Origin of the sequence: Paenibacillus athensensis (assembly GCF_004514475.2) — a bacterium.
Classification (GTDB): domain Bacteria; phylum Bacillota; class Bacilli; order Paenibacillales; family NBRC-103111; genus Paenibacillus_AL; species Paenibacillus_AL athensensis.
In genome coordinates this window covers 45,057-71,625 of record NZ_MYFO02000002.1, presented here as the reverse complement: position 1 = coordinate 71,625, position 26,569 = coordinate 45,057, and the positions used below count along the sequence as shown (strand labels likewise).

The 26,569-nt window shown below is 58.0% G+C and carries 15 protein-coding genes and 1 CRISPR repeat array; of the genes, 6 read left to right on the top strand and 9 right to left on the bottom strand.

Annotated elements, in window-relative coordinates:
• Nucleotides 1–5: 5 nt before the first annotated feature.
• The 9 genes from cas1c to B5M42_RS04295 form a co-directional block, all read right to left on the bottom strand.
• On the bottom strand, nt 6–1,034 hold the full coding sequence (gene cas1c / locus B5M42_RS04335; protein WP_134754754.1) for a type I-C CRISPR-associated endonuclease Cas1c: 1,029 nt from the start codon (nt 1,032–1,034) through the stop codon (nt 6–8).
• A gap of 18 nt (nt 1,035–1,052) precedes the next feature.
• The gene (gene cas4, locus B5M42_RS04330; protein WP_134754756.1) at nt 1,053–1,757 is read right to left on the bottom strand and encodes a CRISPR-associated protein Cas4; all 705 of its coding nucleotides are present in this window, start codon (nt 1,755–1,757) and stop codon (nt 1,053–1,055) included.
• Nucleotides 1,758–2,663 carry a type I-C CRISPR-associated protein Cas7/Csd2 gene (gene cas7c, locus B5M42_RS04325; protein WP_134754758.1) on the bottom strand — a complete coding sequence of 302 codons (906 nt, stop codon included), beginning with the start codon at nt 2,661–2,663 and terminating at the stop codon, nt 1,758–1,760.
• Nucleotides 2,664–2,744: 81 nt separating this feature from the next.
• Nucleotides 2,745–4,640, bottom strand: a complete 1,896-nt coding sequence (gene cas8c / locus B5M42_RS04320; RefSeq protein ID WP_134754760.1) for a type I-C CRISPR-associated protein Cas8c/Csd1 — start codon at nt 4,638–4,640, stop codon at nt 2,745–2,747.
• A gap of 4 nt (nt 4,641–4,644) precedes the next feature.
• Complete coding sequence (gene cas5c, locus B5M42_RS04315; RefSeq protein WP_134754762.1) at nt 4,645–5,307, bottom strand: type I-C CRISPR-associated protein Cas5c; 663 nt, start codon at nt 5,305–5,307, stop codon at nt 4,645–4,647.
• 435 nt (nt 5,308–5,742) lie between these two features.
• A complete protein-coding gene (cas3, locus tag B5M42_RS04310; RefSeq protein ID WP_167690081.1) occupies nt 5,743–8,025 on the bottom strand; it encodes a CRISPR-associated helicase Cas3' in 2,283 nt (760 codons plus the stop codon).
• Between the two features lie 90 nt (nt 8,026–8,115).
• On the bottom strand, nt 8,116–9,078 hold the full coding sequence (locus B5M42_RS04305) for a helix-turn-helix transcriptional regulator (RefSeq protein WP_134754766.1): 963 nt from the start codon (nt 9,076–9,078) through the stop codon (nt 8,116–8,118).
• A 417-nt stretch (nt 9,079–9,495) separates the two neighbouring features.
• A CRISPR array of direct repeats spans nt 9,496–10,662; the repeat unit is 32 nt; unit sequence GTCGCTCCTTACGCGGGAGCGTGGATTGAAAC.
• 449 nt (nt 10,663–11,111) lie between these two features.
• Nucleotides 11,112–17,261: a WIAG-tail domain gene (locus B5M42_RS04300; protein ID WP_230632665.1), complete on the bottom strand. Its 6,150-nt coding sequence runs from the start codon at nt 17,259–17,261 to the stop codon at nt 11,112–11,114.
• A 429-nt stretch (nt 17,262–17,690) separates the two neighbouring features.
• Nucleotides 17,691–18,863 (bottom strand): glycosyltransferase family 4 protein, encoded by a 1,173-nt coding sequence (locus tag B5M42_RS04295; RefSeq protein ID WP_134754770.1) that lies wholly within the window; start codon nt 18,861–18,863, stop codon nt 17,691–17,693.
• Nucleotides 18,864–19,044: 181 nt separating this feature from the next.
• Here B5M42_RS04295 and B5M42_RS04290 point away from each other — a divergent pair, with 181 nt between their 5' ends.
• From B5M42_RS04290 to B5M42_RS04265, 6 genes are all read left to right on the top strand, one after another.
• Nucleotides 19,045–20,592, top strand: coding sequence for a YheC/YheD family protein (locus B5M42_RS04290; protein WP_134754772.1), 1,548 nt, complete (start codon nt 19,045–19,047; stop codon nt 20,590–20,592).
• Nucleotides 20,593–20,788: 196 nt separating this feature from the next.
• On the top strand, nt 20,789–21,952 hold the full coding sequence (locus tag B5M42_RS04285; protein ID WP_134754774.1) for an iron-containing alcohol dehydrogenase: 1,164 nt from the start codon (nt 20,789–20,791) through the stop codon (nt 21,950–21,952).
• 371 nt (nt 21,953–22,323) lie between these two features.
• Nucleotides 22,324–22,539 (top strand): hypothetical protein, encoded by a 216-nt coding sequence (locus tag B5M42_RS04280; RefSeq protein ID WP_167690083.1) that lies wholly within the window; start codon nt 22,324–22,326, stop codon nt 22,537–22,539.
• Nucleotides 22,539–24,266, top strand: coding sequence for a spore germination protein (locus B5M42_RS04275; RefSeq protein WP_230632745.1), 1,728 nt, complete (start codon nt 22,539–22,541; stop codon nt 24,264–24,266). Before B5M42_RS04280 ends, B5M42_RS04275 begins: the two co-directional genes overlap by 1 nt.
• Nucleotides 24,247–25,350: a GerAB/ArcD/ProY family transporter gene (locus B5M42_RS04270; RefSeq protein WP_134754778.1), complete on the top strand. Its 1,104-nt coding sequence runs from the start codon at nt 24,247–24,249 to the stop codon at nt 25,348–25,350. The genes B5M42_RS04275 and B5M42_RS04270 overlap by 20 nt, the downstream gene beginning before the upstream one ends.
• Nucleotides 25,334–26,560 (top strand): Ger(x)C family spore germination protein, encoded by a 1,227-nt coding sequence (locus B5M42_RS04265; RefSeq protein ID WP_167690087.1) that lies wholly within the window; start codon nt 25,334–25,336, stop codon nt 26,558–26,560. Before B5M42_RS04270 ends, B5M42_RS04265 begins: the two co-directional genes overlap by 17 nt.
• Nucleotides 26,561–26,569 lie beyond the last annotated feature (9 nt).

The window sequence follows — 26,569 nt, the reverse complement described above, 5'->3', positions numbered from 1 at the left end:
CCCCGTCACCTCCACAAAAACGGCGGGTATCCGTCCAAATCTCCACGTATGTATCGGGCCAGCAATAACGCCTGCGCATAGGGCAGCAAACCAAGATGGATGCTTTCCTTCAAAAACGGATGCCGAATCTCCTCGCGCTTGCGCTGCTGCCACGCAGTAATGACCTCTTTTCTTGCGGCAGGCTTGAGCAGGTGCGCTCCATTTTCCTTGACGATAAAATCATTCGCTCCGATCTGCTTCCGGTTAATCAGCGACAACACCAGCCGATCCGCCATGTAGCTGCGCAGCTCCTCCATCAAATCCAGCGCTAGGCTTTGCCGCCCTGGACGATCACGGTGCAAAAAACCAACGGCCGGGTCCAGCCCGACCGTCTCCAGCGCCGACTGCACATCGGTACGCAGCAAGGCATACACGTAAGATAACAGCGCATTCACCCGATCCAACGGCGGGCGGCGGGTGCGTCCACGCATCGTAAACGAGGTTTTATCCGTCAAAATCAATTCGGGATACGCTGCAAAATAACGCCGCGCCGCTTCGCCCTCCACACCGCGCACCTCGTCCAGCGATTGGCAAGTCAGCGCTCTGCGCATATATCGCTTCAAAAACTCCGCTTCCCGCGCCACCTTCTCTTCATCCAGCACATCGCCATGATCACGCAAGCCACGATGCAGCACGGTGCGGGCGTTAGCGATTTTCCCCAGCACAAAACGCGACGCCAACAGCACACCCTCCGGCCCGTCTGCCATCCGATATTGTTTACGCCGTAAAAGCACATTGCCTTTGACCGCCCCGACCACGCTGCCGAGAAAACGACCGTTCTCCTGCAAAAAAGTCAGCGAGATGCCGCGTTCCATACACAACTGCATCAAAGATGGACTCGCTCCGGCATAACCGAACATAACAATACTCTCCAGATTATGTACCGGAATGCGCAGTACCGTCTGCTCCTCCTTGCGCACGATCACGCTTTCGCCTTCACGGGCCAAATAGCTATCCGCAGCCGTAATATACAACGTATTCAGCAGCTTGCGCATCTGGTTTCCGCCTCCTTTTCACGTATCCGCCAGCCGCAGCTGCTCGGCTACGTAACGTTCTGCCGACATCGTCGTTACGCCAGGATGGCACATCGGCTCCAGCGAACAGCTCGTACATTTGGGCTCACGCACCGCTGCCGCCGTCACCCCGCGGGCAAAATCCTCGTGCATCTGCGCCGCAAGCTCCCGAACACGCGTGCGCAGTCCGGCATCGAATTCAACGCCGATCCTTCGCTCCCGCTCGCCGTAATACAGTGCCCCGGCTTCAATATATACACCGAACATATCCTCCAGCGCGATGGCTTGAGCGCAAAGCTGCACCTCGTCGCAGTCGCCTTTTTTGCGGTTGCCGCGTTTGTATTCCACCGGATACGGCCGCCACCGGCCGCGCCGCCCGTTCAACCGGACGGCATTCGGATCGTCCTGATCGTCAACCTTGTGAAACTCCACCACATCGGCTACGCCGTACAGCTTGAGCGTCGGCGATACCAACGGCATCGCCCGCGAGATCAGCACACCACCGCGCAATTCGCTGGCAGCCGGATCGTCCGCCCGCCGATGCAGCAGCTTGCCTTCATACGTCAACACATTATCTGCCCATAGCTGCTCCAAATGGATCAATCCCCACTGCCTGCGGCAAAACGCATAGTGCTGAATCCCGGAAAGCATCAACAGCTCATCTTCCTCCGACGACGCCACGACTCCACCGCCCGGCCCGGCCATTTACGCCCGCTCGATCAGCTTGACGCCGCTGGGTAATTGATCGTAGTCAATCGTAAATTCATAATCGGTGAAGGAGCGGGGAGGGTTGTCGGATTTATTTTTCGCCTGCACCAGCTCCAGCAATCGATGCGCCGGAGCGCTGCCCAGCCGCGTTTCGTGCTCGAACACCACCAGCTTGCGCACCGCCATCTGACCGCGGGCCGCCGAACGATCATGCTCAAACAAATTTTCCAGCGCTTGCAGCAGCACATCCAGATCGGCATCCGAAAATCCGGTTTTTTCCGCCAAATAAGCCGAAATATAGCCGTCCATCCGATACAGCGCATACGGAATGATATGCTTGCGGCCCATCTCCCGCTCCTTCTCCGAGCCTTCCTGCGTCACCGCCTGCCGGGTGATCGTCACCTCTTGGGCAAAAATCGGGTCCAGACTGCGCGCAAACGTAAACTGAACCGGCCCCCGCACCTGTCCCGTATTGACCTTGGTCGTCATAACCGCACCAAACGTCCGCACATCGTAAAAATTCGCGCACATCCAGCTTGTCAGCAGCGCTGCTTCCGCTGCATCCTTCGGCTTCAGCTCCTTACTCTGCGCATCGTCGGGCCGCACAGCCTGATACGCTCTGCGGTGCTGCTCGTTCAGCACGCCGCCTTCGGTTACATAAATGTTAAAGCCTAATTCTCCTGCCCGCGTCAGCTCGATAAAATTGCGTACCTTGCGCTTGAGACAGACATCTGTGACGATGCCACAGCCTGTTTCCGGATCAATTCGCGGCATATTGCCCGCGTCGGGGTCACCGTTTGGATTGCCGTTGATGACTTCAAAAAACAGCGAAAATTCAATTCGCTTATCGATTGCCGTTTGCGGCGCTGCTTGCGCATTCAGTTCTTTTTCCACCATTGCCATGTTCATCTCATCCCTTCAAAATAAATTGGCGTATCGCCGTCTGTTGCTTTCCTTATAAAAAATCGGCTATGCCGCAACCGGCTATTCCGCTTGTCCGTCGTCGGTGCTGCTCGTCGCTCCGGCCTGATCCTTTTTGGCATCCGACGCGATTTTGATTTGCTCGTAAATATGTTGTTTCTGCTGGTAGTAGCCGACAATAAACATGCCCTGCCGCTGCAGATCCAGACGTTTAGGAAACTCTGTCACGTCCATGCCGTGCATAATCTCCGCCAGCTCCCGGTCGCGGAATTCGCCGAATTTGGCTTTGCTGACATGATGCTGGGCCAGCTTGATCAGCACCGGAAATACGGCCGCAGGATTGGCCGATGCCGCCCCAAAATATCGATCCTTGATCGTTGAATTTAAACGACCTGCTCCGCCCGCTGCCTCTTGCTGCAGCTTCTCCAGCACCGCAAACAGCCGTCCCAGCCGGTATGCCGGCTCCTTCGTTTCCTGTAACGCCACCGTCAATTCCTCCTTTAAATAAGCGCCGGCTTGACCTATGCGCCTGTAACGATTCAGATACGCCTTCAAAATGGCCGCCCGCAGCGGGTTCACGATCCGATCCGCGCGCACGCGATTGATAATCATATTAAATAACGCAAACGGATACGCCGTGCCGAGAATAACCGCGCGCAGCAGCTCGCCGCCGAGTGCAGGCGGAGGCTCATCGCCGACCTTTTTGCCTTCACTGCCGACTCGCATCGTTTCCCGCAAAATCCGATTGACAGAGGGCATCTCCCCGTCCGCATCCTCCAGTCCAATCATCGCCATGTCGGCTTCATGCTGTCCCAGCTTAACCACCAGATCGCCAAACTCCCCTTGCCAAAAAAAGCGGACCGATACCCTCGCCATATTCGGTGCCAAGCCCAGCATATAAAACGGCGTATCGCCTTGCGGAATCATTGTTTTATCCAGCTTTTGGCCGCGTCTGGCCCGTTCCAGCACATCATGCACCTGCTTGCGCAGTTGGGTAATTTCCGAGCGGCTTGCTTTACGATTCAGCATATCGCCGGCAATCGCCTCCATCTCCAAGCCAACCGGAGAAGCAGCGGCCCAGAACACAATCGTCATATCGCCAAGCACCGTGCTGTGATCCGGCGAGGCCAGCAAATGATTCAACGCCGTCGTATAGCCGAACATCGCCTGCTTGCTGACAGGAGCATTGTAGCTTTGCATACTATCTTTGCCATACGAATCCGCAGAACGGAAATTAAACGACACCAGCGAAGCCCCGGAGGATTGCGCGTTGCGAACGCCTTTGATTTTGTCGTGCGTGCGGGCAATGGGTGCGACCTCTCCCGTCAGCAAGCATTGCGCGATATACTCCTCACTGTCGTCGCCAAGCTTCCGGTAATCCATCCAGGCTTGCTGAAGAGTTGCGTTTTTATGAAAGAGAGGGCTCTGCCCTTCCTCCAGCTCATCCTCATCATCGTAGTAAAAAACCATATTCGTATCGATGCCCTTGTCCAAATCCTGAACATACGGCTGTACAGCCTTGTGTTGTCTGGCTTCCTCCGGATTCCAGTTATCGTAAAAGCGGAGCAGCGCCTGCGCCATAGCATGCTCGCAAGACCCAAGCACCGCGTAAGCTAGCTCGCGCGAGGCTTGGAACTTTTTTAGCGCGTCAGCCGTTTTTTTGGCAGCGGTTTTCCCATCGGCAGCAGCTTGGGCATAACCGAGAATATATTCGGCTTTATCACATAAAAAATAAGGACTGACACCACTGGAACGAGTGGGCTGCTCGGGTACAATCGCGAGCAACGGACGTTTCTTGTCCGTATTCTCCCGCATGTCCGCCATATCGACAAGCCGACCCTGCCGATCAATCGTCAACACATACGTATATTTCGCCGAGCTAAAATAAAGAGGGCTGACGTTCGATTTTGGATCGGCCGCCAGCTCCAGGTAACGTTGGTGAAGCGCTTGAATAATCATGCGTTCACCTCCTTTCGCGCAGCTTCGCCAGCTCCAGCCAGCCGTTGTGCATGATTGCCCGGAAAAATTGCGGCTCCATATTGCGGGCAAAATCAATATCGTACAGCATCCAGCCCAAATCCTTTTCCCCGGCATGCTCGTAAAAGCTGGTCGGAAGCACATCGCGATCTTCGATTAGCGCAAACTGTGCGGCAAACTCCCGGCATCCGAAATACGGCTGCTGAAAGCATTGACCTTGCCGGGCCCGACGCAGAAAAATATTATAATGCTTCTCCGGCGTATCCTCCGCTCCGGCCGCCCCCGTCATTTCAAAATGCGCCTCAATCACATAAGCAGGCTGCTTGAGCATCAGCGTCGCCCGCTGCTGACGCTCCTCGGTCACCACCTGCGCCAGCGCGGTCGTCTTGCCGCTCATCGCCGCCTTCACACTGGAAGCGAGCAGCTTGCCGGCCACTTCGTTGCGACGAATATTTTCAAAACGAATTTCATTGAGTACCTGTATCCGATCCACCACCCAGCGAATCGCCGGTTTCCAGTGAATGGCTTCCAAAATCCCGCGCGCCGCCGACGGCGTTATCACATCATAGCTGACGCGTTCCACTTTCATCTCAGGACGAGAGAAACAAGCATTGTCGCCCCATACGTGGAGCTTGATTCCGTAGCTCATGGGATGCTCCTTTCGGTGAAAATTTAGTAATTAAATAATCATCATGGTATAATAAAAATCTCTTTATGAAAGGAAGGAGAGGAAGCCCGATACTTCCTCACCTGAATTACTTTCTAGGATCGACAAACTCCTTGATATACTTCAAGGAGTTTGCTGCTAAGTAAATAAAGAAATGATAGATACGAGTAGCGAAGCGATCATTAATAAAATTTTAATGCCTTCGGCTTTCATTCCCTCAACCTCCTTTTTATCTTTTCCTTAATACATAAACCTTTAGAAGAATACGCCCACTTTCTAGCAGGCGTTATCTTTTCCTTCATAGCCATAAACCTTTAGTTGCAACCCACGTTCCCAAAAGAACGACCGAACACACTTTATTTTTTATGTTCAGTCGAAGCAACTTATAACTTTTAGGCTATATAAATAATCAAACTATCATACCGCGTAAATCTCCGCCAACCGAAACTCCTCCAAAAACGGCTCCACTCCAATATCATCCTTATACCAAAGCCTCGTATCCCGTAAGCAAAATACGCCTTCTCGAATCTCTTCCAGCTCTTGCGCCTTACGAAACGCCTCAAACTCACTGGCATACAACTGCACCACATACGGTTGCAGCTCCCGCATAATTCCCGTCGTCCACTGGGCGTGGCGCAGCTTGTCCAGCAAAGGCCGAGCCTGGCCTTTATAATCGACTATCACGGGCTTCATGACCGTCGGAATCAGCTTGAACCGCCGAGCTACTTCATCGAATGGAAACATCAGCTCATCCGCCAGCTCGTCCAACAGCGGCAAAATCCCCATTTTATCCATAGCGTCCGATGCTCCGCCTTGAGTGACGGCTCCCTCGCGCAGAGAATACAAGCGGCGAAAATAAAACCGGATCGCTTCCACACTCAGCTCCTTACCCTTATATTTCTCTAACGCCAGCCTTGCCGTACTCGCCGTCACATCCAGCCACTTCTCCTTGCCTGACGATAATTGGCCTTCAAACACATACATTTCCCCGGCTTCCAGCCTCCCGTGCCGATTGCAGCGCCCCGCCGCCTGCGCAATCGCATCCAGCCCCGCCAATTCTCTGTACACGACTGGAAAATCGATATCAACTCCGCACTCCACAAGCTGGGTACTGATCAGCAGACAGGGCAATCCATAACGAAGCCGTTTGCGGATACGTCGCAACTTGTTTTGCCGATGGGCCGCACACATTCTGGCGCTCAAGTGAAACACATGCTTGTTGCTTACTGGAAATATTTTCCTCACTTCTTCATACAGCTCTCTGGACGCTCTACGCGTATTCACGATGCACAACGCCTGTTCATGGCCTGCAATACGCTCAGCCAATGCCAACGTGTCAACGGAACCCAGATTCGTCACATGCACTCGCTCGAACTGCTCAAAACGTCTCTTAGGATCAGCCACCAATGGCTGTAAATGCACCTGATTTTCAAACAATTGCTTGATCGGCGGCTGCGTAGCCGTACTGAATACAACGGTAGACCCGTAATTACGGGATAGCTCCTCCAGCGCATACAAACATGGTCTAAAAAATTCCCCGTTCATCATCTGCGCTTCATCGATCACAATAATGCTGTTCGCATAGTTATGCAGCTTGCGGCAACGCGTGCGTTTATTGGAAAACAACGTCTCGAAAAACTGCACATTGGTCGTCACGACTACAGGACAATCCCAATTGTCCGCGGCTAACGCCAGCTTTTGACTCATTTTCGCATAATCTTTATCCAGCTCTGTATCCTCGTCATCCTTCTCGTGGCGTACGTTCGAATGATGCTCCAGCACCGCCTCGCGTCCCAACACCTCGCGAAATACCGCAGCGTTCTGTTCAATAATATTCGCGTAAGGTAACACAAAAATAATTCTCCGCATTTGCGAGTGCTCGACAGCATGCTTTAACGCGAACCCCAAAGCAATTAGCGTCTTGCCCGCACCCGTGGGCAGCGTCAGCTCGAATAACCCCGGCGGCTTGTCCGCCGCACGCAAGATTTCCTCGCGCAGCTCCGCGCGCAGCGGATCGACAGGATGCCGACTGACAGCAAATTTTGTCCTCATATATTGCTCGTAAACCGGCCAAAACTCGTGCAAGGGGCAACTTTTTCCCCGCGCCGCAAATTTCTCTTGATCCGCATATTCCTCTGTATTCAGCGAATCGGCATCAACCAAGCAGGAAAAAATCATGCGGATAAACAGCGAAAGCTGCAAGCCTTCATGTAGACTTGTGCCTAGCTGCAATTCGGGCAAGTTCAACTCCAGCTTCATTTCCTGTTCGAATGCCATCTTGTATTCGCGAATCGTTTTAAGCAGTCTGCGGCATAACGCCCGTTCACCGATCGAAGCCGGGGTGCCGTAATCGGCCAATCCTGCGTGATGGCCTGCAATCACGTAAGATGCTATACGCCTGCGGGCAGCGTTCGCGCCAAGCTTTTTCCATCGTTCGTCCAAATATTGCGCTCCCGCTGTCGCATGATCGACGCTTAATCTCTCGCCTTCCAGCCTGCGTTGAAATTCCTTGGAGAATTTCCCCACATCATGCAGCATGCCAACCAGCCAACCCCATTCGCCAGCGCCAAATTGGGCCGCAAATTCCTTGGCAAGCTTGGCTACGCCTTCCAAATGCGCTTTGAGTGTCTGCCAATCCTCCTTGTTGGCGGAGTCTGTGCGATGTGCGTAATACTGACTGCCTGCTGCAGAATCGGACATCGGCATATACATCTCCTTTTCTCATTTATTCCAGTAAGGACAATCTATCACAGCCCCAGTGACAACATGTGTGTCACCCGAACAAATGTTTTAGTCATAAAGCAGACTCCATTCCGCCAGCTTGACCTTCATTTTTTGACGAGTCGTCGCAGGACTAACAATTTCCGCATCCGGGCCGTACTGCATCACCCATTTCAAAAACTCGCGCTCATTATTCACGGTCACTTCAAAAAGCAAACCTCCATCGGCAAGCGGAGTAAGCTTAGGCTCGACGAACAACTCCTTCTCCTGCACATAGCGGGCAACTGCGGATGAGAAGCGCACCTTGAAACGAATGTTTTTGTCGCCACGCTGGATCGACCACGTATGCTTCAGATACGTTCGGATATTAAAGCTTCCTTTATCAAAAACGTCCTCCGTCGGCTCCACCTGGAGAAACCGGCTGACGCGAAACGTGCGAATCTCTTGGTTCGCATGACAAAAACCGATCAAATAATAGCGCTGATCGCGCGGAACCAGACAATAAGGATCGATCCTGCGCTCCTTCGTCTCGTTGCTGGACTGCGTGTGATAGACGGCAGCCAGCGTCCGATTTTCCAGAATCGCCTGCACAATCGGCGCCAGCCAGTTCGGGTTGTCCGGCCGGTACGCCGGCATCCCCATCTGGATCACATCAGTGATGTCGCCGAGCATGTGGTGGCGGGGGCTTTTACCCGCGAGCGCGGACATGACCTTGTCATGTGCTGTTTCGAAACCGGCAGGCATCTTGTTGCGATCTACGAGCGAAGGCAGCAAAGAAAAAGCGAGCGTTTCCTGCTCCGTCAAATCCAGCGGATAGGCGTAAAACTGCCCCGCAAACCGATAACCCGAACCGCCCCCCTCGCGCCTCAGCGGCGTCATCGGTTCCAGCATATCGATATAGCGATAAATCGTGCGAACGCTGCAATCGCATTTGAATGCAAGGGCTTTCGCAGTAATTCCCGGATTGGCCTGAATGGCCATTATAATGTCAAATAACCGAATCAGCTTGTCCACCTGTTCGCCCCTTTTCATCCAAATAGTTCCTTTTTCCTATGGACAACTACTCATTCTTCAAAAATCGCCAGATTCCTTCATAATTTTGGTAAAATAAGAAAAAAGCGTCCGCGATACGCCAAAAAATTTCGAAACCATCGCAATGTGAATGCACGCATATCCGCCGTTGCTGGGGGACTTGCAGATATGTTACAGTCATTTCAGGTAGCTGTTAAAAATTTGCGCGAACCCCAAGCGCACATGAATTTCCCGGGAGGTTCGCGCAAACAGCTCCGCAATGCCGCAACTCCTTGCCACGCAAGGGTTTGTGGTGCCGTCTGATGGGCTTGCGAAGTGCTTGAAGGCCAACTCGGCCAGCAAAAAGGCACTGTCGCGAAGAGGTTCGCGCAAATGCCCCCGCCAGTCCTTGCTACACAAGGGCTCGCGAGGGGTGCTGTCGCTCCTTACGCGGGAGCGTGGATTGAAACATGGTGCATGTTTGTGCCGCGCATCGTATCTCCCGGGTCGCTCCTTACGCGGGAGCGTGGATTGAAACCAGTAGCCCCACATGTCCATGCCGTACACGCGCACGTCGCTCCTTACGCGGGAGCGTGGATTGAAACATTTTCGTTATCCTCCTTGGTTTTAATCGTCAGATGTCGCTCCTTACGCGGGAGCGTGGATTGAAACCGTTTGGAGTACATCAAATACCCGGCAGAAATCGTCGCTCCTTACGCGGGAGCGTGGATTGAAACAAATACGCAGTAGTCAATGAGTACATCCATGAGGTCGCTCCTTACGCGGGAGCGTGGATTGAAACAAAAAATCCAACATGGTGTACATTAGCGCAGCACCTCGTCGCTCCTTACGCGGGAGCGTGGATTGAAACTGTTCAGGTCCGAAATTTTGGTCACAAGCATTAAAGTCGCTCCTTACGCGGGAGCGTGGATTGAAACACTCTTGCCGTCCATCTGATCAAGCGAATCGTTTGCACGTCGCTCCTTACGCGGGAGCGTGGATTGAAACGTAAAATGCTTGATACTGCTCGTCTGTATAGTCGTCGCTCCTTACGCGGGAGCGTGGATTGAAACACTGGAACGAAATCTTCTGCTTCGCCTGCTCCATGTCGCTCCTTACGCGGGAGCGTGGATTGAAACTTGAGCTCGTACACCTTGCCAACTTATTACCTTGGTCGCTCCTTACGCGGGAGCGTGGATTGAAACGTCAAAAAATTTAGCCAGCTCTATGATACGCATGAGTCGCTCCTTACGCGGGAGCGTGGATTGAAACCCCTTTAGCATCCCGTGGGACATTGCAAGACTCTTGTCGCTCCTTACGCGGGAGCGTGGATTGAAACAGCTCAAGCTTGTCGAAATTATAAGAGAAAATCGCGTCGCTCCTTACGCGGGAGCGTGGATTGAAACTCTCCCTCACCTCCTCTCGTTAAGACATGTCCATGTCGCTCCTTACGCGGGAGCGTGGATTGAAACTTTGCGCCTGATGGTAGTTACGTAGAGTATGTGCCGTCGCTCCTTACGCAGGAGCGTGGATTGAAACATGACTCGATCTAACAGTCCCATTTAATACTCCTGTCGCTCCTTACGCGGGAGCATGGATTGAAACCGATACAGAAAAAAGACCTTGCCTGCACATCCGCAGAAAAGGTCTTCATTCACTTGGCTTCCGTCTTTTAGCTTCAACCCATCTCTCAACAGCTAAAGCTGCCAGCAAGATAAAGGCAATTACAAATGGAGATTCCGTCAGCGACTTCAGTAAGTGAAGCAGCGTTTGGTTGGGATGAAAAAGGAACTGACGGAGCTCCTCCAACCGGAGCAACACGCCGAATATTAAAATCAAAACAGGCGCTACTCCGTAAAAAACTACACGGTACATCCCATCCAATTGCTTGATCGGAGACAAGACCAGTGCAGCCACGAACCCCGATCAGCAAAATCGGCAAGACCCACACCATAAAAAAGCTCAACCGCATCCCCCCTCCCCTCATCATAGCGAATACGGACAAAAAAATCGACCCGTCTGCCCCAACAGACAAGGTCGATTTTTTCATTAATTTATCCTTTGGCTCCGATCGCAATCCAGTTGACGATGCCGTACTGATCGTGCGAGAATTTCGCCCGGATCACGGAGATGACAGCGGAGTCGGTCAGCTTCTTTTTAACCGATACATAGCAGGCCGGATGGTTGGTCATCGCTGTGAGCACATAATGCTCATTGGCAAAAGGCGCGTCGAAGCTGATTTCCACCTCCAGCGTTTCGTCCTGAATTTTCATTTCAAAAGGCACCAATCCGAACTGCTGAAGTGTGTTCGATTGGGTGGCAGCGGCCTGAACCGGGACAAAAGCAAGCTTGGCAGGCGTGACCGCCCCGTCCTGAACATGCGCTTCGCCAATAGCTCCTGTCGCCAGCCGCGTCCCGTCGATGCTGCCGGCGGCCAGCTTTTCGCTGCCCAAGGCACCGTCGCGTACATGCTCGGGGCCAACGGCGCCTGCGGCCAGCCTGCTGCTGTCAATGCTGCCCGGCGCGAGTTTGTCGCCGCTGAGAACGCCGTCCTGCACGTGGGCCGGCCCTACCGAACCGGCAGCCAGCTTGCTGCCGTCGACACTGCCGAAGGCCAGCTTTTCGCCGCTCAAAGCGCCATCGCGAATATGCGCCGCTGTGACAGCGCCTGCCGCCAGCTTCGTGCCGTCGATACTGCCAAAAGCCAGCTTTTCGCCACTCAGCGCACCGTCCTGGACGTGTACGACACTGACCGCCCCAGCGGCCAGCCGCGTACCGTCGACACTGCCGAAGGCCAGCTTGTTGCCGCTCAGCGATCCGTCGCGCACATGCTCGGCGCTTACCGCCCCGGCCGCCAGCCTGCTGCTGTCCACACTGCCAGGCGACAGTTTATCGCCGCTCAGCGCACCGTCGCGAATATGCTCGGCGCCGACCGCTCCAGCTGCCAGCTTGCCGCCATCGACGCTGCCAGCTGCCAGCTTGCTCCCCGTCACCGCGCCTTCGGCCAAATGCGCTTCATTCACAGCGCCCGCCGCCAGCTTCCCGGCGTCCACACTGGCAGAAGCCAGCTTCGCTGCCGTGACCGCGCCGTCGGTCAAATGAGCCTCATGAATCGCATTAGCGGTCAGCTTGGCGGCATCGATGCTGCCTGTGGCCAGCTTGCTACGGGTCACGGAGCCGTCGGCAATATGCAGCTCGCTGATCGCTCCGGCAGCCAGCTTCGCGCCATCCACGCTGCCCATCGCCAGTTTGGAGCGGCTGACCGCCCCTTCGGCCAGATGCGCTTCATTGACAGCTCCGGCCGTCAGCTTCGTTCCGTCCACGCTGCCTTCAGCCAGCTTCGCCAGCGTCACCGCGCGTTCGGCCAAATGTCCCTCGCTTACCGCGCCAGCCGTCAGCTTCGTGCTATCCACACTGCCAAAAGCCAGCTTCGACGACGTGACCGATACGTCCGCCAAATGCACTTCATTGACAGCGCCGGCCGTCAGCTTGGTACTATCTACACTGCCCGGAGACAGCTTCGCTCCCGTCACAGCACCGTTCGCCAAATGCGGCTCGCTTACCGCTCCGCCAATCAGTTTCGTCCCGTCTACGCAGCCGGGAGCCAGCTTGGAAGCACTAATGACGCCGTCCAAAATATGCACGTCGCTGATCGCACCGCGGGCCAGCTTCGATCCCTCGACACTGCCTGCTGCCAGCTTGGCGCTGGTCACTACACCCTCCATCAGATGAGCTTCGCTTACCGCTCCCGCAGTCAGCTTCGTGCCGTCGACACTGGCAAAAGAAAGCCTTGTTCCGTCCAGACTGCCGGGCGCAAGCTTGGCTGCGCTCACCGAGCCGTCGGCAAGATGGCGTTCACTCACCACACCCGCTGCCAGCTTCGTCCCATCCACACTATCGTCCGACAGCTTCCTGCCGTCCACCGAGCCGTCAGCCAGCTTCGACAACGTCACTGAGCCATCCGTCAAGTGACGCTCGCCCACCGCTCCCGCGATCAGCTTGCTGCCGTCCACACTTCCGTCCGCCAGCTTGGTTCCATCGACGCAACCTTCCGCCAGCTTCGACATCGTTACCGAGCCATCCGTCAAATGATGCTCGCCCACCGCTCCCGCGATCAGCTTGCTGCCGTCCACGCTTCCGTTCGCCAGCTTGCTGCCATCCACGCTACCCTGAGCCAGCTTAGTCAACGTCACCGAGCCATCCGTCAAATGGCGCTCACTCACCGCTCCCGGGATCAGCTTGCTGCCGTCCACGCTTCCGTTCGCCAGCTTGCTGCCATCCACACTACCCTGAGCCAGCTTCGACAACGTCACCGAGCCATCCGTCAAATGGCGCTCACTCACCGCTTCCTCGGTCAGCTTACTGCCGTCCACGCTTCCGTCCGTCAGCTTCGTTCCATCAACGCTGCCCTCCGCCAGCTTCGACAACGTCACCGAGCCGCCCGTCAAATGACGCTCACCCACCGCTCCCGCGATCAGCTTGCTGCCGTCCACGCTTCCGTCCGTCAGCTTCGTTCCATCAACGCTGCCTTCTGCCAGCTTCGACAACGTCACCGAGCCGTCCATCAGATGACGTTCGCTCACTGCTCCCGCGGTCAGCTTCGTACCGTCCACGCTTCCGCCCGTCAGCTTCGTTCCATCGACGCTGCCTTCCGCCAGCTTCGACAACGTCACCGAGCCGTTCGTCAAATGGCGCTCATTCACCGATTCCGAAGCCAGCTTCGTACCGTCCACGCTTCCGCCCGTCAGCTTGGTTCCATCGACGCTGCCTTCCGCCAGCTTCGACAGCGTCACCGAGCCGTTCGTCAAATGGCGCTCATTCACCGATTCCGAAGCCAGCTTCGTGCCGTCTACGCTTCCGTCCTTCAGCTTCGTCCCGTCGACGCTGCCTGCGGCCAGCTTTGACAACGTCACCGAGCCGTCCGTCAAATGGCGCTCACTTACCGATTCCGACGTCAGCTTCGTGCCGTCCACGCTTTTGCCGGTAAGCTTCGTCCCATCGACGCTGCCTGCGGCCAGCTTTGACAGCGTCACCGCTCCGTCCGCCAGATGACGCGCGCTCACCGCTTCCGCGATCAGCTTGCTGCCGTCCACGCTTTCCGCCGCCAGCTTCGTCAGCGTCACCGCTCCGTCCGCCACATGCGCCTCGCTCACCGCTCCCGCGATCAGCTTGCTGCCGTCCACGCTTTCCGCCGCCAGCTTCGTCAGCGTCACCGCTCCGTCCGCCACGTGCCGCTCGCTTACCGCTTCCGCGACCAGCTTGCTGCCGTCCACGCTGCACGCTGCCAGCTTCGTCAGCGTCACCGCTCCGTCCGCCACATGCGCCTCGCTCACCGCTCCCGCGATCAGCTTGCTGCCGTCCACACTTTCCGCTGCCAGCTTCGTCAGCGTCACCGCTCCGTCCGCCACATGACGCTCGCTTACCGCTTCCGCCACCAGCTTGCTGCCATCCACGCTTTCCGCCGCCAGCTTCGACAGCGTCACCGCTCCGTCCGCCACGTGCTGCTCGCTCACCGCTTCCGCCACCAGCTTGCTGCCGTCCACGCTCTCCGCTGCCAGCTTCGACAGCGTCACCGCTCCGTCCGCCACGTGCCGCTCGCTCACCGCTTCCGCGACCAGCTTGCTGCCGTCCACGCTCTCCGCCGCCAGCTTCGACAGCGTCACCGCTCCGTCCGCCAGATGACGCGCGCTTACCGCTTCCGCGACCAGCTTGCTGCCGTCCACGCTCTCCGCTGCCAGCTTCGACAGCGTCACCGCTCCGTCCGCAACGTGCCGCTCGCTCACCGCTTCCGCGACCAGCTTGCTGCCGTCCACGCTTTCCGCTGCCAGCTTCGACAGCGTCACCGCTCCGTCCGCCACATGCGCCTCGCTCACCGCTTCCGCAGCCAGCTTGCTGCCGTCCACGCTTTCCGCCGCCAGCTTCGACAGCGTCACCGCTCCGTCCGCCAGATGACGCGCGCTCACGGCTCCCGCGACCAGCTTGCCGCCGTTGACGCTCTCCGCTGCCAGCTTCGATGCAGTGACGGAGGCGTCGATCAGCTGCACGCTGCCGACAGCGCCCGCCGACAGCTTCGTCACATCGATGCTGCCGGAAGCCAGCTTCCCTCCCGTCACGGCAGCATCGGCCAGCTTGGCTTCGGTGACAGCCTCATCGCGCAGCATCGGGGTCAAAATCGCTCCCCGCTGCACATGCTCGCTGCCAACCGCGCCATACGCCAGCTTCGCTTCCGTCACAGAACCCGGGGCCAGGATCTCTTCGTCCACAGCCCCGCTTTGCAGCTTGCTGCTGGCAATGCTGCGGTCGGCCAGCTGGTGAATCGTGAACGCGCCATGCACCAGATGCTCCGGCCCGATGGTCTCCAGCTGCAAATGGCCGCCGTCCACGCTGCCAGGCTGAATATGCCGGCCCTCAACAGCCAGCGGAGCCAGCTTCTCCGCTGTTACGGATTCCTCCGCCAGCTTCGAGGCATCGACGGATTCCGCCGCCAGATGCTCGCCGCCGACTGCGCCGGCCTCCAGCTTGCTGCCGTCCACACTGCGGTCGGCCAAGTGCCGGCGCGTTATCGCCGCATTCTGGACATGGCCGGAGCCGACAGCGCCGCGTGCCAGCTTCTCCGAATGGACGCTCTCGTCGCCCAGCTTGGCGCTGCCGACGGACAAATCGGCCAGCTTCTCCATCGAGACCGACTCCGGAGCCAGCTTCGGCCCGGTAACGGCATAGTCGGCCAAGTGAGCCGTGTCCACCGCCAGCTCGCGCAGGTGCCGGCCATCAATCGCGCCGCCCTGCAGCTTCGCCGCCGTCACAGCGCCGTCCTGCAGCAGACCGGCGTCAATCGACTGCGGCCGGATATGCTCGGCATCGACCGCGCCGGGCGCAATGACGCCGGACACGACCGCCCCCGGCTGCAAATGCCCCGCGTGTACGGCGCCGGCAGCCAGCTGCTGCGGGCCCACCGCTTCCGGCGCCAGTTGGGCGGAGCCAACGGCTTCCGGGGCCAGCTTCTCTGCGGTCACCGCTCCATCGGCCAGCCGATCGGTCGCCACGCTGCCCGGCGCCAGCTTGCCGGTCGTGACCGCTTCATCGCCCAGATGCTCCGCGCCGACCGCGCCTTCCTGCAGATGCCGTCCCTCGACGGCCTGCTCGCCGAGCTGCGCCGGACCAACGGCGCCCTTTTGCAGCTTACTCGCAGTCACCGCCTCGTCCTGCAGGTGAAAAAACTGCACGGCGCCGTCGGCAATATGCACGCTGCGCACCTGATCGGCGGCAATATTATCGCTTTGCACCACACCGTCGCCCAAATGCTGGCGTTGCACGCTGCCTGGCTGCAAATGGAACGACGCTACGCTTTCAGGCGCGAGCTTCTCTTCGCTGACCGCCAAATCGCGCAGCTTGTCGCCCGTGATGGCAGCATCGGCGATTTTGGCCGTATCGACGCTGTAGTTGGCCAGGTGGCGGGCGTGCACGGCGCCGCTTTGGATTTTATCTCCCGTAACGGCCTGATCCTCCAGCAGCTCGGTCGTAACCGCCATCTCCGACATATGGTGCGGCAGAATCGAGCCCGGAGCCAGCTTCAGCGCATCAATCGTCTGATCGGCCAGTTTGTCTGACGTGATGCTTTTGTCCTGCAGCTTGCTGCCGGCAATCGAATGATCCTGCAGCTTGTCGCCCGAAACAGCCTGCGGGGCCAAGTGCTCGATATCGACGGCGCCGGGGGCGATTTTGTCGCGGGTGACGCTGCCTGGCGCCAGCTTGGTGTGGTCGATGGCCAAATCGCGAATGCTTTTGGCCCCGATGCTTTGCGGCTTCAGCTTCGACTCGTCGATCGAGCGGCGGGCGATTTTATCCGAGGTCACCGCTTCTTCGACGATATCGTCCGTGTAAATAACCGGCTGGCCGTAGCCTCCGGTCTGGCGCTCAGCCAGCAGCGACAGCGCAGCGTCCGGCGTTTCGATCAATTCGTCATCGGACAACTCCGGCTCGTTTACCGGGGATGTCGGCTCGGGAGCCGCCTCCTGCTTTTTGCGAACGGACGGCTTCAACGCAATTTTGGAAATGACCGCATGTTCGTCTTCCTGCGAAGCAGCGGCCGCGGGGGCGGCAAGCTTGCGCTCCGGCTCGTCAAGCCAGCGCAGCTCGTTCGTTTTGGAGCTTACGCGCCGGACAAACGGTTTGCCTGCATCGTCCTTATGTTTACGTCTGCTCATAGACTTCTCTCCTTCAATGTTCGAAAACTGTCACATGTTACCATATTCATCCGCCCGCCGCTCGGTACATCCGCCTTGCAAAAACGTACAACCTGCCAACCGCCCAAAAAAAGCTTGTCCCGCAGCTCAGGCCGCCTTTCGGCAACCTTGTTGGTGGAAAAAGCCCCGCGGACCCGCCGCCCTCCTCCACCGTTTCCCGCCGTCGGAGGCTTCGGCTCGCAGCAACGGGCCTGTTGCACTTCCTCCGAGATCCTTCCGAATACTGGGGCCGCGAAACGGCACGTAACCGACTCATTTTCCGGCAGCTCGGTCACAACCGCCAGCTCTGGCAGCCGCCGCATGGCCGGCCATTCGCGTACGGTGCGGAAAAATAGGCACGGCTTCCGGCGATCAACGCGCCCCTCAGGTCAACCGCATCGCACCTTAGCGCTACAGCGGTGGCATATCAGGCACGCCGTACAAGGCCGCCCGTTCAGCTGCCAGCCGCTCCCAAGTAAACAGCGATTGAACGCGGCGCACGGCCTGCTCGCCCATCGCCCGCTGCAGCTCGGCATCGGCCAGCAAGCGTACGATATAGGCCGCCAGCTCTGTGACCGGACAGCCGGAGGTCGTCATGTATCCGGTCGTACCGTGGGCGATGATTTCTTCAATCCCGCCGGAGCGCGCAGCCACCACCGGGACGCCCGAAGCCATTGCCTCGATATTGACCAGTCCGAACGCTTCCTCCTTGACGGAGGGGACAACGGCGACATCGGCCAGCCGATACCACGAAGCCACCTCCTGATGCGGCACATACGGTACAAAACGCACATGCTGCCGCAGCGCGTTGCCCGTCCGGTGCAGCTTCCGCACATAGCCGGACTCGCGCTTCGAGCCGTAAAACGCCCCGCCCACCACAATCAAAAGCGCCTGCGGATGCTGCTCGGCAATCGCCGGCATCGCTTCGAGCAGGAGATGGACGCCTTTGCGCGGAATCAGCCGGCCGACATACAGCACAATGCGCCTGTCTTCGCCGATGCCGAGTTCCCGCAGCTTGGCCTCGCGCAGTGCCTGCCCTTCCGGCGTCCAGCGTGAGATAAAGCCGTTTGCATCGACTCCGAGATGCTGGGCGACGATTTTGTGCGCGCAGCCCGGAACGCGGCGGGCCAGCCAGCCCTGCAAAAAACGGCTGTTCACAATGACGCGGTCCACACAGCGCAAACAAGCAGCCAGCTCCTTACGGCCGATATGCGGACGGGAAATGTAATACGTCGAATGCATCGACAAGGTGATTTCGGCACGCGGATGTCGCTTGCGCAAATAAGCGGCAAAACGCGGACGATTCTCCACCTGAATCACAGTTGGCCGCAGCGCCGCGAGCTTGGCGCTGACCCGAGCGATATAGGCTCTAGGATTGCCGTAAGGGACGCGGCGATAGCTGACGCCGGCGCGTGTTTCCGCAGCGCGTTGAAACGACGTAGCTCTGCCAAAGACTACGGTGGCTACGCGGGGTGCAAGCCGTTCGGCGAGCTTTTCGACGACCTGCTCGACCGAGCTGCTTTTGCCGGAAGGTACGGGAAAAGCACCCGGCGTAACGATCGCGACGCACGGTTTTCGATTCATCAAGTTCCCTCCCGCCAATACACCTCATACGTCTTCACTCTATATGCATATGCGGAATTTGCCGCAAGGCTTGGGGATTCGCCCGGCGTTCCCCGCTCCTGTCCAAACGCTTGCGCCAGTATCCCCATACACTGTACATGCGGCTACCCGTCCGACGCCCTCGAAAGGAGCGAACCCTCTTATGGATGCTTCCTATGCAGGCATTCTGGTCAACGACGTGTTGTTCAGCCAATTGCCCACCGGCCAGACCGGCTACGAGGCCGTGCAATTCTACGTGCAGGCCGGCCAGGCTGACGGCTTGATCCCGATATTTTTTCGCATGCAGGATGTTCAATGGACCACCATGCAAGTTCACGCCTATGTTCCCGAGTCCGGCGGGTTCGTGCGCCGATGGCTGCCGATCCCTGCCGTTATCCACAATCGAGCCATATACGGCGACCGGCGTTCCAACCGCGAGCTGTCCCGTTGGAGCGAATGCGGCATTGCCGTGTTTAACGGCCGCAACCGTTACAGCAAGCTGCTCATCCACCGTCTGCTGATGGAGCAGCCCGCTTTGCGCCCCCATTTGCCCGTAACCCTGCCGGCCAGCCCGACTTCGATCCGCTCGCTGATGCGCAGCTTCTCTTCCCTGATTATCAAGCCGAGCCAAAGCAGCATTGGCCGCGGCATTATGAAGCTGGAGCGGGCGGGCGGCGGCTGGAGCCTGACGTACCCGGATACGCTGCGCGTCAGCAATCGCCGCTGGCGGACCGTGCGTTTTCGCACCGGCCTGCCGCTGGTGCTGCTTCGCCGTATCGCCAGCATGCCGTACGTCGTTCAGCAGCGTTTGCCGCTGGCCACGGCGGAAGGCCGGCCGTTCGATATGCGCGTGTCTGTGCAGCGTGGCGGCGACGGCTGCTGGGGCGTGTCCGGCATCGTCGCCAAAGTCGCTGCGCCCCACCTCTATGTGACGAACGTTGCGCTGGGCGGCCAGGTCCGGCGGCTGCCTGAGCTGCTCGCCGAGGCCTGCCCGCACTTGAACGGCGAAGCCGTAATCGCCGGCATGCGCGATTTTGCGCTGCGCGTCGCCGAGCAGCTGAGCGCCCGGCTTCCGCACATGGCCGATCTCGGTCTGGACATCGGCTTGAGCACCGACGGCTTCCCGCTCTTTATTGAATGCAATGGCAAAGACCAGCGTTACAGCTTCAAGGAAGCGGATATGCTGGAGGAATGGCAGGCCACGTATGCCAAGCCGATGGCGTATGCCGCTTTTTTGCTCAGGCAGGCCGGAAAAATGCCCCCGGCCGCAGCCGTGCACGACGGCGCTGCGTCACCGCTTGCTGCTCCGCCGCGGCCGGAGCCGACTGCAACCATCCATGCGGCGGTTGTAGAGGCACATGCGCCGGTGGCGCTGCCCGACGCTGCAACCGCGATGCCGGAGCCAACGAACGCGCAGCCCGCATCGGTCGTTAGGCAAGCGGCGCACACGCAGATGGCTGACGCTGGATTCGAGGCTGCGCCCAAGGTTGACGCCCCAACCGGGAGCCCGTCCGCGGCTCCTCCAGCCATCGGAGAGCTATTACCTGCCGTAGAGGCGCAATCGGAGACAGCAGACGCCACACGGCGTGAGGCCTTGATGAACGAACAAGCAATCGCCGAACACATCGCCAACGAATGGAATAGCGATTCGCCGCCGCTGTCGCAGCTGGCATCCATTCCTTTTGCCGCATCCGACGAACAGTCCAACTGAACAACGGGCATCCAAGCCGCGATGGCCGCTCCCCCAGCAAGCAAGCCAGACGGGCTGAAGCCTCACCAGCTCGCGGCTTGGCCTGCTCGGCCGGACAAGCCTGCAAGCGGGAATCCCGCTTTATTTTTCTCCCGGCCTCCCTTGTGCTACAATGACGGGGAACACCATCCCAATAATTACGGAGGTTGCTAATCGTATGAATACGTTCCAACTATATAATCCCACCAAGCTTGTCTTCGGTTCGGGCACGGTGCGCCAGCTCGGCATGCTGCTCAAGCCATACGGCAAAAAGATTTTACTCGTCTACGGAGGCGGCAGCATTCAAAAAAGCGGCTTATACGACGAAGTGCTCGGTCATCTGCACAAAAACGGCGCAACCGTCCACGAGCTGGCCGGTATCGAGTCAAATCCGCGATTGACATCGGTACAAGCGGGCATTGAGCTCTGCCGCCGCGAAGGCATCGAGTTCATTCTTGCCGTGGGCGGAGGCAGCGTGATCGATGCAGCCAAGGCAATTGCTGTCGGCGTGCCTTATGAGGGCGACGTGTGGGATTTTTTCGTCGGCAAGGCTCAAATAAGCGAAGCGCTGCCGCTTGGCACGATTTTGACTTTGGCGGCAACCGGCTCGGAGATGAACGGCAGCTCGGTCGTTTCACATTGGGAAGCGAAGCTGAAGCGGGCTTTTTCGTCGATCCATGCCTACCCGCGCTTCTCGATTCTCGATCCCAAGCTGACGTTCAGCGTGCCGCGCAATCAGACGGTTAACGGGATCGTCGACATCATGTCGCACGTATTCGAGCAGTATTTCAGTCAAACACCGGATACGCCGCTGCAGGAGCGCTATGCCGAATCGATTCTGCAAACCGTTGTAGAGAACGGTGAGCTGGCGCTGGCCGATGGCGAGAATTATGAAGCGCGCGCCAATTTGCTGCTGTGCGGGACGATGGCGCTGAACGGCACGATGAATCCCGGCATGCAGTCCGACTGGGCCTCACATGCGATTGAACATGAAATCAGCGCGATTTATGATATCGCCCACGGCGCCGGGCTGTCGATTGTGTTTCCGAACTGGATGCGTTATGTCTATACGTCGCGTCCCGACCGTTTTGCCCAATATGCGGTGCGCGTCTGGGGCATCGATCCGACCGGCCGCAGCGAAGAGGAGCTGGCGCTGGCCGGGATCGACGCTACCCGCGACTATTTCCGCCGCATCGGCGCGCCTAGCACGCTGAGTGAGGCGGGCATCGGCGAGGAGCAGCTTGACCGCATGGCCGAAGAAGCGGTGCGATATGGCCCGATCGGCTCGTTCCGCAAGCTGGAAGCGAGCGATGTGCGGGAAATTTTGCGTATGTGTCTATAGCACAAAACGAAACGGCCCCGCCTGTGAGCGGGCGTCAGGCAGAACCTTCCGGTTGTGACCGTCTGACGCCGCTCCGTGCGGGGCTTTTTGGACTGAATGCTTCGCTTTCTGCCTAGCACAACCTCTTCTACTCTCACAGCCTCTGCTGTCAATCTCCCTCTCTTCTCCCGCCTCTCTCTGTTTCTGCCAGCTCGGCGATGTAAGGTGCCCCCCACTTGTGTGGTCCGATGCTGACACGCGGCGGCCCGTGTGATATTCTGCGCTCGGTCCCAAGGATTTGTCTGTCGCACACCCTCATCTCAAATCTCCAACGCTCATAAAAATGACTAAAAATGGACAAAGTATCAAAAAATCAGAATGGAGGGCTTCTCATGCTCGCTCTGCTAACCACCTGCGCTTTGCTGGCCGCCGGCTTTCCCGGCAAAACGGTGCGGCTTGAGCAGCGCGGCGTCGTGCGCGCCTACTTATGTCTGGGAGCCATAGCCCTGACGCTGGCCGCGCTTCATGCCGCCAATCGTCTGACCGCTTTGTTCGGTCTTGTTCATCGATGCCTGCATGCGCTGCTTGGGCAGCTTGGCAGCCCGTGATGCGCCCGTTCTGGTTAAAGCGGCGCTATCACAGCAGCGCGGGGCAGTCGCAGCTGGCAGAAGCCGCAACGACCGACAGCTCCGGCACGACTCAACCAGCGCCCGACCCTTCTGCTTCCGGCGCAGCCAGCCCAGCGGCGATGGCGGCTACCAACGCTGGTCCCGCTTCGCATGGCGGCGTCGTCACGGCCCATGCAGCGCCCGACCAGCCCCGCTCCGGCAGCGCACTCAGCGGCGAGCTCGACCGCGATGTCGCAGCGATTCGCTGCGCCGTGCACCAAGCGTCCGACTTGGTCGTGCGCAGCCTTGAGCTTGCCGTCGGCAGCAGCGGGACGACCCGCGGCGCGGTGCTTTATCTGGATGGCCTTGCCGACAAGGACATCGTGCATCAATGCGTCATCGTGCCGCTTCTGAAGGCTCAGCCGCAGCAGCTCGCCGAAGGTCCGCTGCTTGATCTGCTGGAGCGCCGCATCCTGACGGCGAGCGGTATTCAGCAGGTGAGCGGACTGGAGGCCATCGTCGGCGGATTGCTTGACTCGCGCACCATCTTGCTGATCGAAGGCGAGCCCACAGGGCTGGCCGTCACTTCTGAAGGCTGGGAGCACCGCAACGTCAGCTCGCCCAAAACCGAGCCGCTCGTGCGCGGACCGCAGGACGCCTTCAATGAAGTGCTGCGCGTCAATACCGCCCTGCTGCGCCGCAAGCTGAAGGATGCACGGCTGACGCTCGATCCGATTCTGGTTGGCGCGCGTACGCGGACCGAAGGCATTGTCGCCTACCTGCAGGATGTGGCGCATCCGGGTATTGTCACCGAGGTCAAACGGCGCATCGAAGCGGTCGATACGGAAGGCGTGCTGGACAGCGGACAACTGGAGGAATTTTTGGAGGACAATCCCTATTCACCCTTCCCCCAGATCAGCTCTACCGAGCGTGCAGACAAAGCCGCAGCCGCGCTGCTCGAAGGCAAGGTGCTCGTCTTCGTCGACGGTTCCCCATTTGTGCTGCTCATGCCCGTGACGTTCCCGGAATTTTTGATGTCCAGCGAAGATTATTACGGCAAATACACGTCGGCGACGATGCTGCGATGGGTTCGGTTTCTCGCTGTGCTGATGGCGCTGCTGCTCCCGTCCATTTACATTGCCCTGTCGACATTCCATCAGGAAATGCTGCCGACGCAGCTGATGATTGCGATTGCCGCCAATCGCAGTGGCTTGCCATTCCCCGCTTTTTTCGAAGCGCTGATCATGGAGATCAGTCTGGAGCTGCTGCGCGAAGCCAGCTTGCGTCTGCCCGGAGGCATGGGACAAACGATCGGCGTCGTGGGCGCGCTGGTCATCGGCCAAGCAGCCGTGCAAGCCAATATTGTCGGCCCGGTGCTGACCATCATCGTTTCTTTTACAGCAATCGGCACCTTTGTGATCCCGAATTACAGCGCGTCCATATCGATTCGTTTGCTGCGTTTTCCTTTAATGTTGCTGGCTGCCGTATTCGGAATCTTTGGCATCGTGTTCGGCGCAGCGAGCATTTTGATTCATATGGTCCATCTGCGCTCGTTCGGCGTCAGCTATCTATCGTCAATTACACCGCAAACGCTGGCTGATCTGGACGATTCCTTTTTATTCAAAAAAATCAACCCCCTGCTAAGCTACAGACTGTCGTTTCTCGGACGCCTGAAGCGCCAGATGCCGGGAGGAAGGAGCCGCAAGCATGGAAGGAGCGCACCTTAGCAGCAAGCAGCTGCTGATTCTGCTTTGCCTGTCGGTCTACGGCACTATTTTTATTACCTTGCCGCGCAGCTTGACGCAAACCGCCAGCCATAACGGCTGGATCGCGATTATCCTCGCCGCCGTGCTGTTCATTCCGCTGTTAGGGATGCTCGAACGGCTCGGTCAGGCGATGGGAAGCCAAGATTTCATCACCTTTTGCCTGGGTTTGCTGGGAAACGTAGCGGGGCGCCTGTTTACGCTCCTGTTCGTGCTGACGCCGCTCATTGTTTTTTCCGCCGCCACGGTACGGGTGTTTACCGAGCTGTTCGTTGCGATTGTTCTCCCGGAAACGCCGCTGGAGCTGCCGATCATCATGCTGCTGGCGCTGCGCTTCTATTTAACCTCGGGCGGCTTGTCCGCAATCGCCCGCTGGGGCGAGGTGGTCATGCCCGGCATCGTCGTCATTACCTTGCTGCTCTTCGGATTGTCCTTCTCCAAGGTGGGGCTGCACCGCATCGAGCCGTTTTGGAACGCCACCGTGCCGGAAACGCTGAAGGCCAGCCTGAGCGCTCTCAGCGCCTTTGCGGAAATGCTGATGCTGCTGTTTCTTTGGCCGAACATCCGCGAGAAACAGCGCGTATTCAAGGTGCTGCTCGGCGGCACAGGACTGCTCGCCATTGTCTTTGTGCTTGATTTTGTAGTTGCCGTCGGCACCTATGGCAGCGCCTACACGGCCCGGCTGGCGTTCCCCATGCTGGAGGTCATCAAGGATATCGAGCTGCTGCATTTTATCGAGCATCTGGAAAGCATTTTTCTGTCACTGTGGATGTTTATCAGCTTGACGAAGGGCTCCTTGACGCTGTATACCGTCTCAGTCGGCTTCCAGCACTGGTTTCGGCTGCCAAGCTTCCGGCCGCTGCTGGTCCCGCTGTCGATCATTATTTTTTTCATCGCTATCTCGCCGCCCAATTTGTATATCTCTATCATTGAATATGAAAAATTCAAGGGACTCTATTACGCCATCTACGCCTATGTGCTGGTTGGAGGACTGCTGGCGCTGGCCAAGCTGCGCGCGCGGGGTGGATCGCATGGGCAAACGCCTTAATGCAGCCGGCGCTCTGCTGCTGGCGGCAGGACTTTTAACGGGCTGCTGGAATCAACGCGAATCGGATACGGTCGAATACGTGCTGGCGGCAGGCATCGATTACAACGAACGGGGGCAAATCGTGCTGACCGTGTTAACCCCGGTGCTGCCTGCGCTCAAGCCGCTGCAAGGGGCCAAAAGCGAGCAGAAAAAAACACTGAGCGTCGCTGGCAACACAACGTTCGAAGCCTGCGACCATTATATTCAGTTGACCGGCCGCAGGCTGTTCTGGTCGCATCTGCAGGTGCTGTTGATTGGCGAGCAGGCGGCCCGCAAAGGCGTAACCGGCTATCTGGATTTCTTTTCCTCCAATCCGGAACTGCGCGGTACAGCCAATATTGCCGTCGTCAAGGGACGCGCGCTCGACATACTGGAGGCTTCGCCGGATATTACCGAGAACGCCGCCACCTATCTGAAGGCGCTGCTAGGCAACATGAAGCAATTCGGCGACTCCCCGCAAATCGAATATACCGATTTCGCCCGAGCGCTGGCGGACCCCAAGGGCGGGCAGCCTTACGCGCCAATGGTCAAGCTTTACCAGCAAAGCGATTTCGATCGTAAGCAGATCGGCGTTCCCCCCTACGAGGGGAAGGATACCAACCAATCCGTCGTTTATTATCTGGAGGGGGCGGCTGTATTTCGCGACGACCGCATGGTCGGCTATCTAGACGATGAACAGACGTTAGGCCTGCTCTGGGCAAGAAACGAGCTGCGCAGCACCATCGTAGTCGTCCCCTGCCGCAATGAAGCGTGCAGCATTTCGCTGAATGTCAATGAAAGCAGCAGCTCCAGCCGGATCAAAGTGCGCTATGCGGACGGACGCGCGCAAATCAGCGTTAATGTCTCGTTGACGTTCAACATCGGCGACAAAGCGAGCAGCAGCATGGTCATCGACGACGATTACATCCGGTATTTGGAGGAGGCGCTGGCCCGAAAGGTGAAAAAAGAAATCGCCGCTGCCTTCGATCAAGCCGTCGGCAATCATCATGCCGATGTCTTTGCTTTCGGCAACAGACTGGAGGACTGGCGGCCGAGATTGTGGGAACAAATCCGCGATCAGTGGGAAACGGTGATTCTGCCGCAAGCGCAGATCGATATTACCGTAACAACCCAGCTGCGGCGCACGTCGCGCAACCTGTATTCGCCTTGGGTCCGCCCCGGCGACAGATAGCCTTGGCGA

Bases quoted from the DNA above. Each gene is read 5' to 3' on its own strand.
- cas1c (WP_134754754.1), bottom strand. From the start codon at position 1,034: ATGCGCAAGCTGCTGAATACGTTGTATATTACGGCTGCGGATAGCTAT.
- cas4 (WP_134754756.1), bottom strand. From the start codon at position 1,757: ATGGCCGGGCCGGGCGGTGGAGTCGTGGCGTCGTCGGAGGAAGATGAG.
- cas7c (WP_134754758.1), bottom strand. From the start codon at position 2,663: ATGGCAATGGTGGAAAAAGAACTGAATGCGCAAGCAGCGCCGCAAACG.
- cas8c (WP_134754760.1), bottom strand. From the start codon at position 4,640: ATGATTATTCAAGCGCTTCACCAACGTTACCTGGAGCTGGCGGCCGAT.
- cas5c (WP_134754762.1), bottom strand. From the start codon at position 5,307: ATGAGCTACGGAATCAAGCTCCACGTATGGGGCGACAATGCTTGTTTC.
- cas3 (WP_167690081.1), bottom strand. From the start codon at position 8,025: ATGTCCGATTCTGCAGCAGGCAGTCAGTATTACGCACATCGCACAGAC.
- B5M42_RS04305 (WP_134754766.1), bottom strand. From the start codon at position 9,078: ATGAAAAGGGGCGAACAGGTGGACAAGCTGATTCGGTTATTTGACATT.
- B5M42_RS04300 (WP_230632665.1), bottom strand. From the start codon at position 17,261: ATGAGCAGACGTAAACATAAGGACGATGCAGGCAAACCGTTTGTCCGG.
- B5M42_RS04295 (WP_134754770.1), bottom strand. From the start codon at position 18,863: ATGAATCGAAAACCGTGCGTCGCGATCGTTACGCCGGGTGCTTTTCCC.
- B5M42_RS04290 (WP_134754772.1), top strand. From the start codon at position 19,045: ATGGATGCTTCCTATGCAGGCATTCTGGTCAACGACGTGTTGTTCAGC.
- B5M42_RS04285 (WP_134754774.1), top strand. From the start codon at position 20,789: ATGAATACGTTCCAACTATATAATCCCACCAAGCTTGTCTTCGGTTCG.
- B5M42_RS04280 (WP_167690083.1), top strand. From the start codon at position 22,324: ATGCTCGCTCTGCTAACCACCTGCGCTTTGCTGGCCGCCGGCTTTCCC.
- B5M42_RS04275 (WP_230632745.1), top strand. From the start codon at position 22,539: ATGCGCCCGTTCTGGTTAAAGCGGCGCTATCACAGCAGCGCGGGGCAG.
- B5M42_RS04270 (WP_134754778.1), top strand. From the start codon at position 24,247: ATGGAAGGAGCGCACCTTAGCAGCAAGCAGCTGCTGATTCTGCTTTGC.
- B5M42_RS04265 (WP_167690087.1), top strand. From the start codon at position 25,334: ATGGGCAAACGCCTTAATGCAGCCGGCGCTCTGCTGCTGGCGGCAGGA.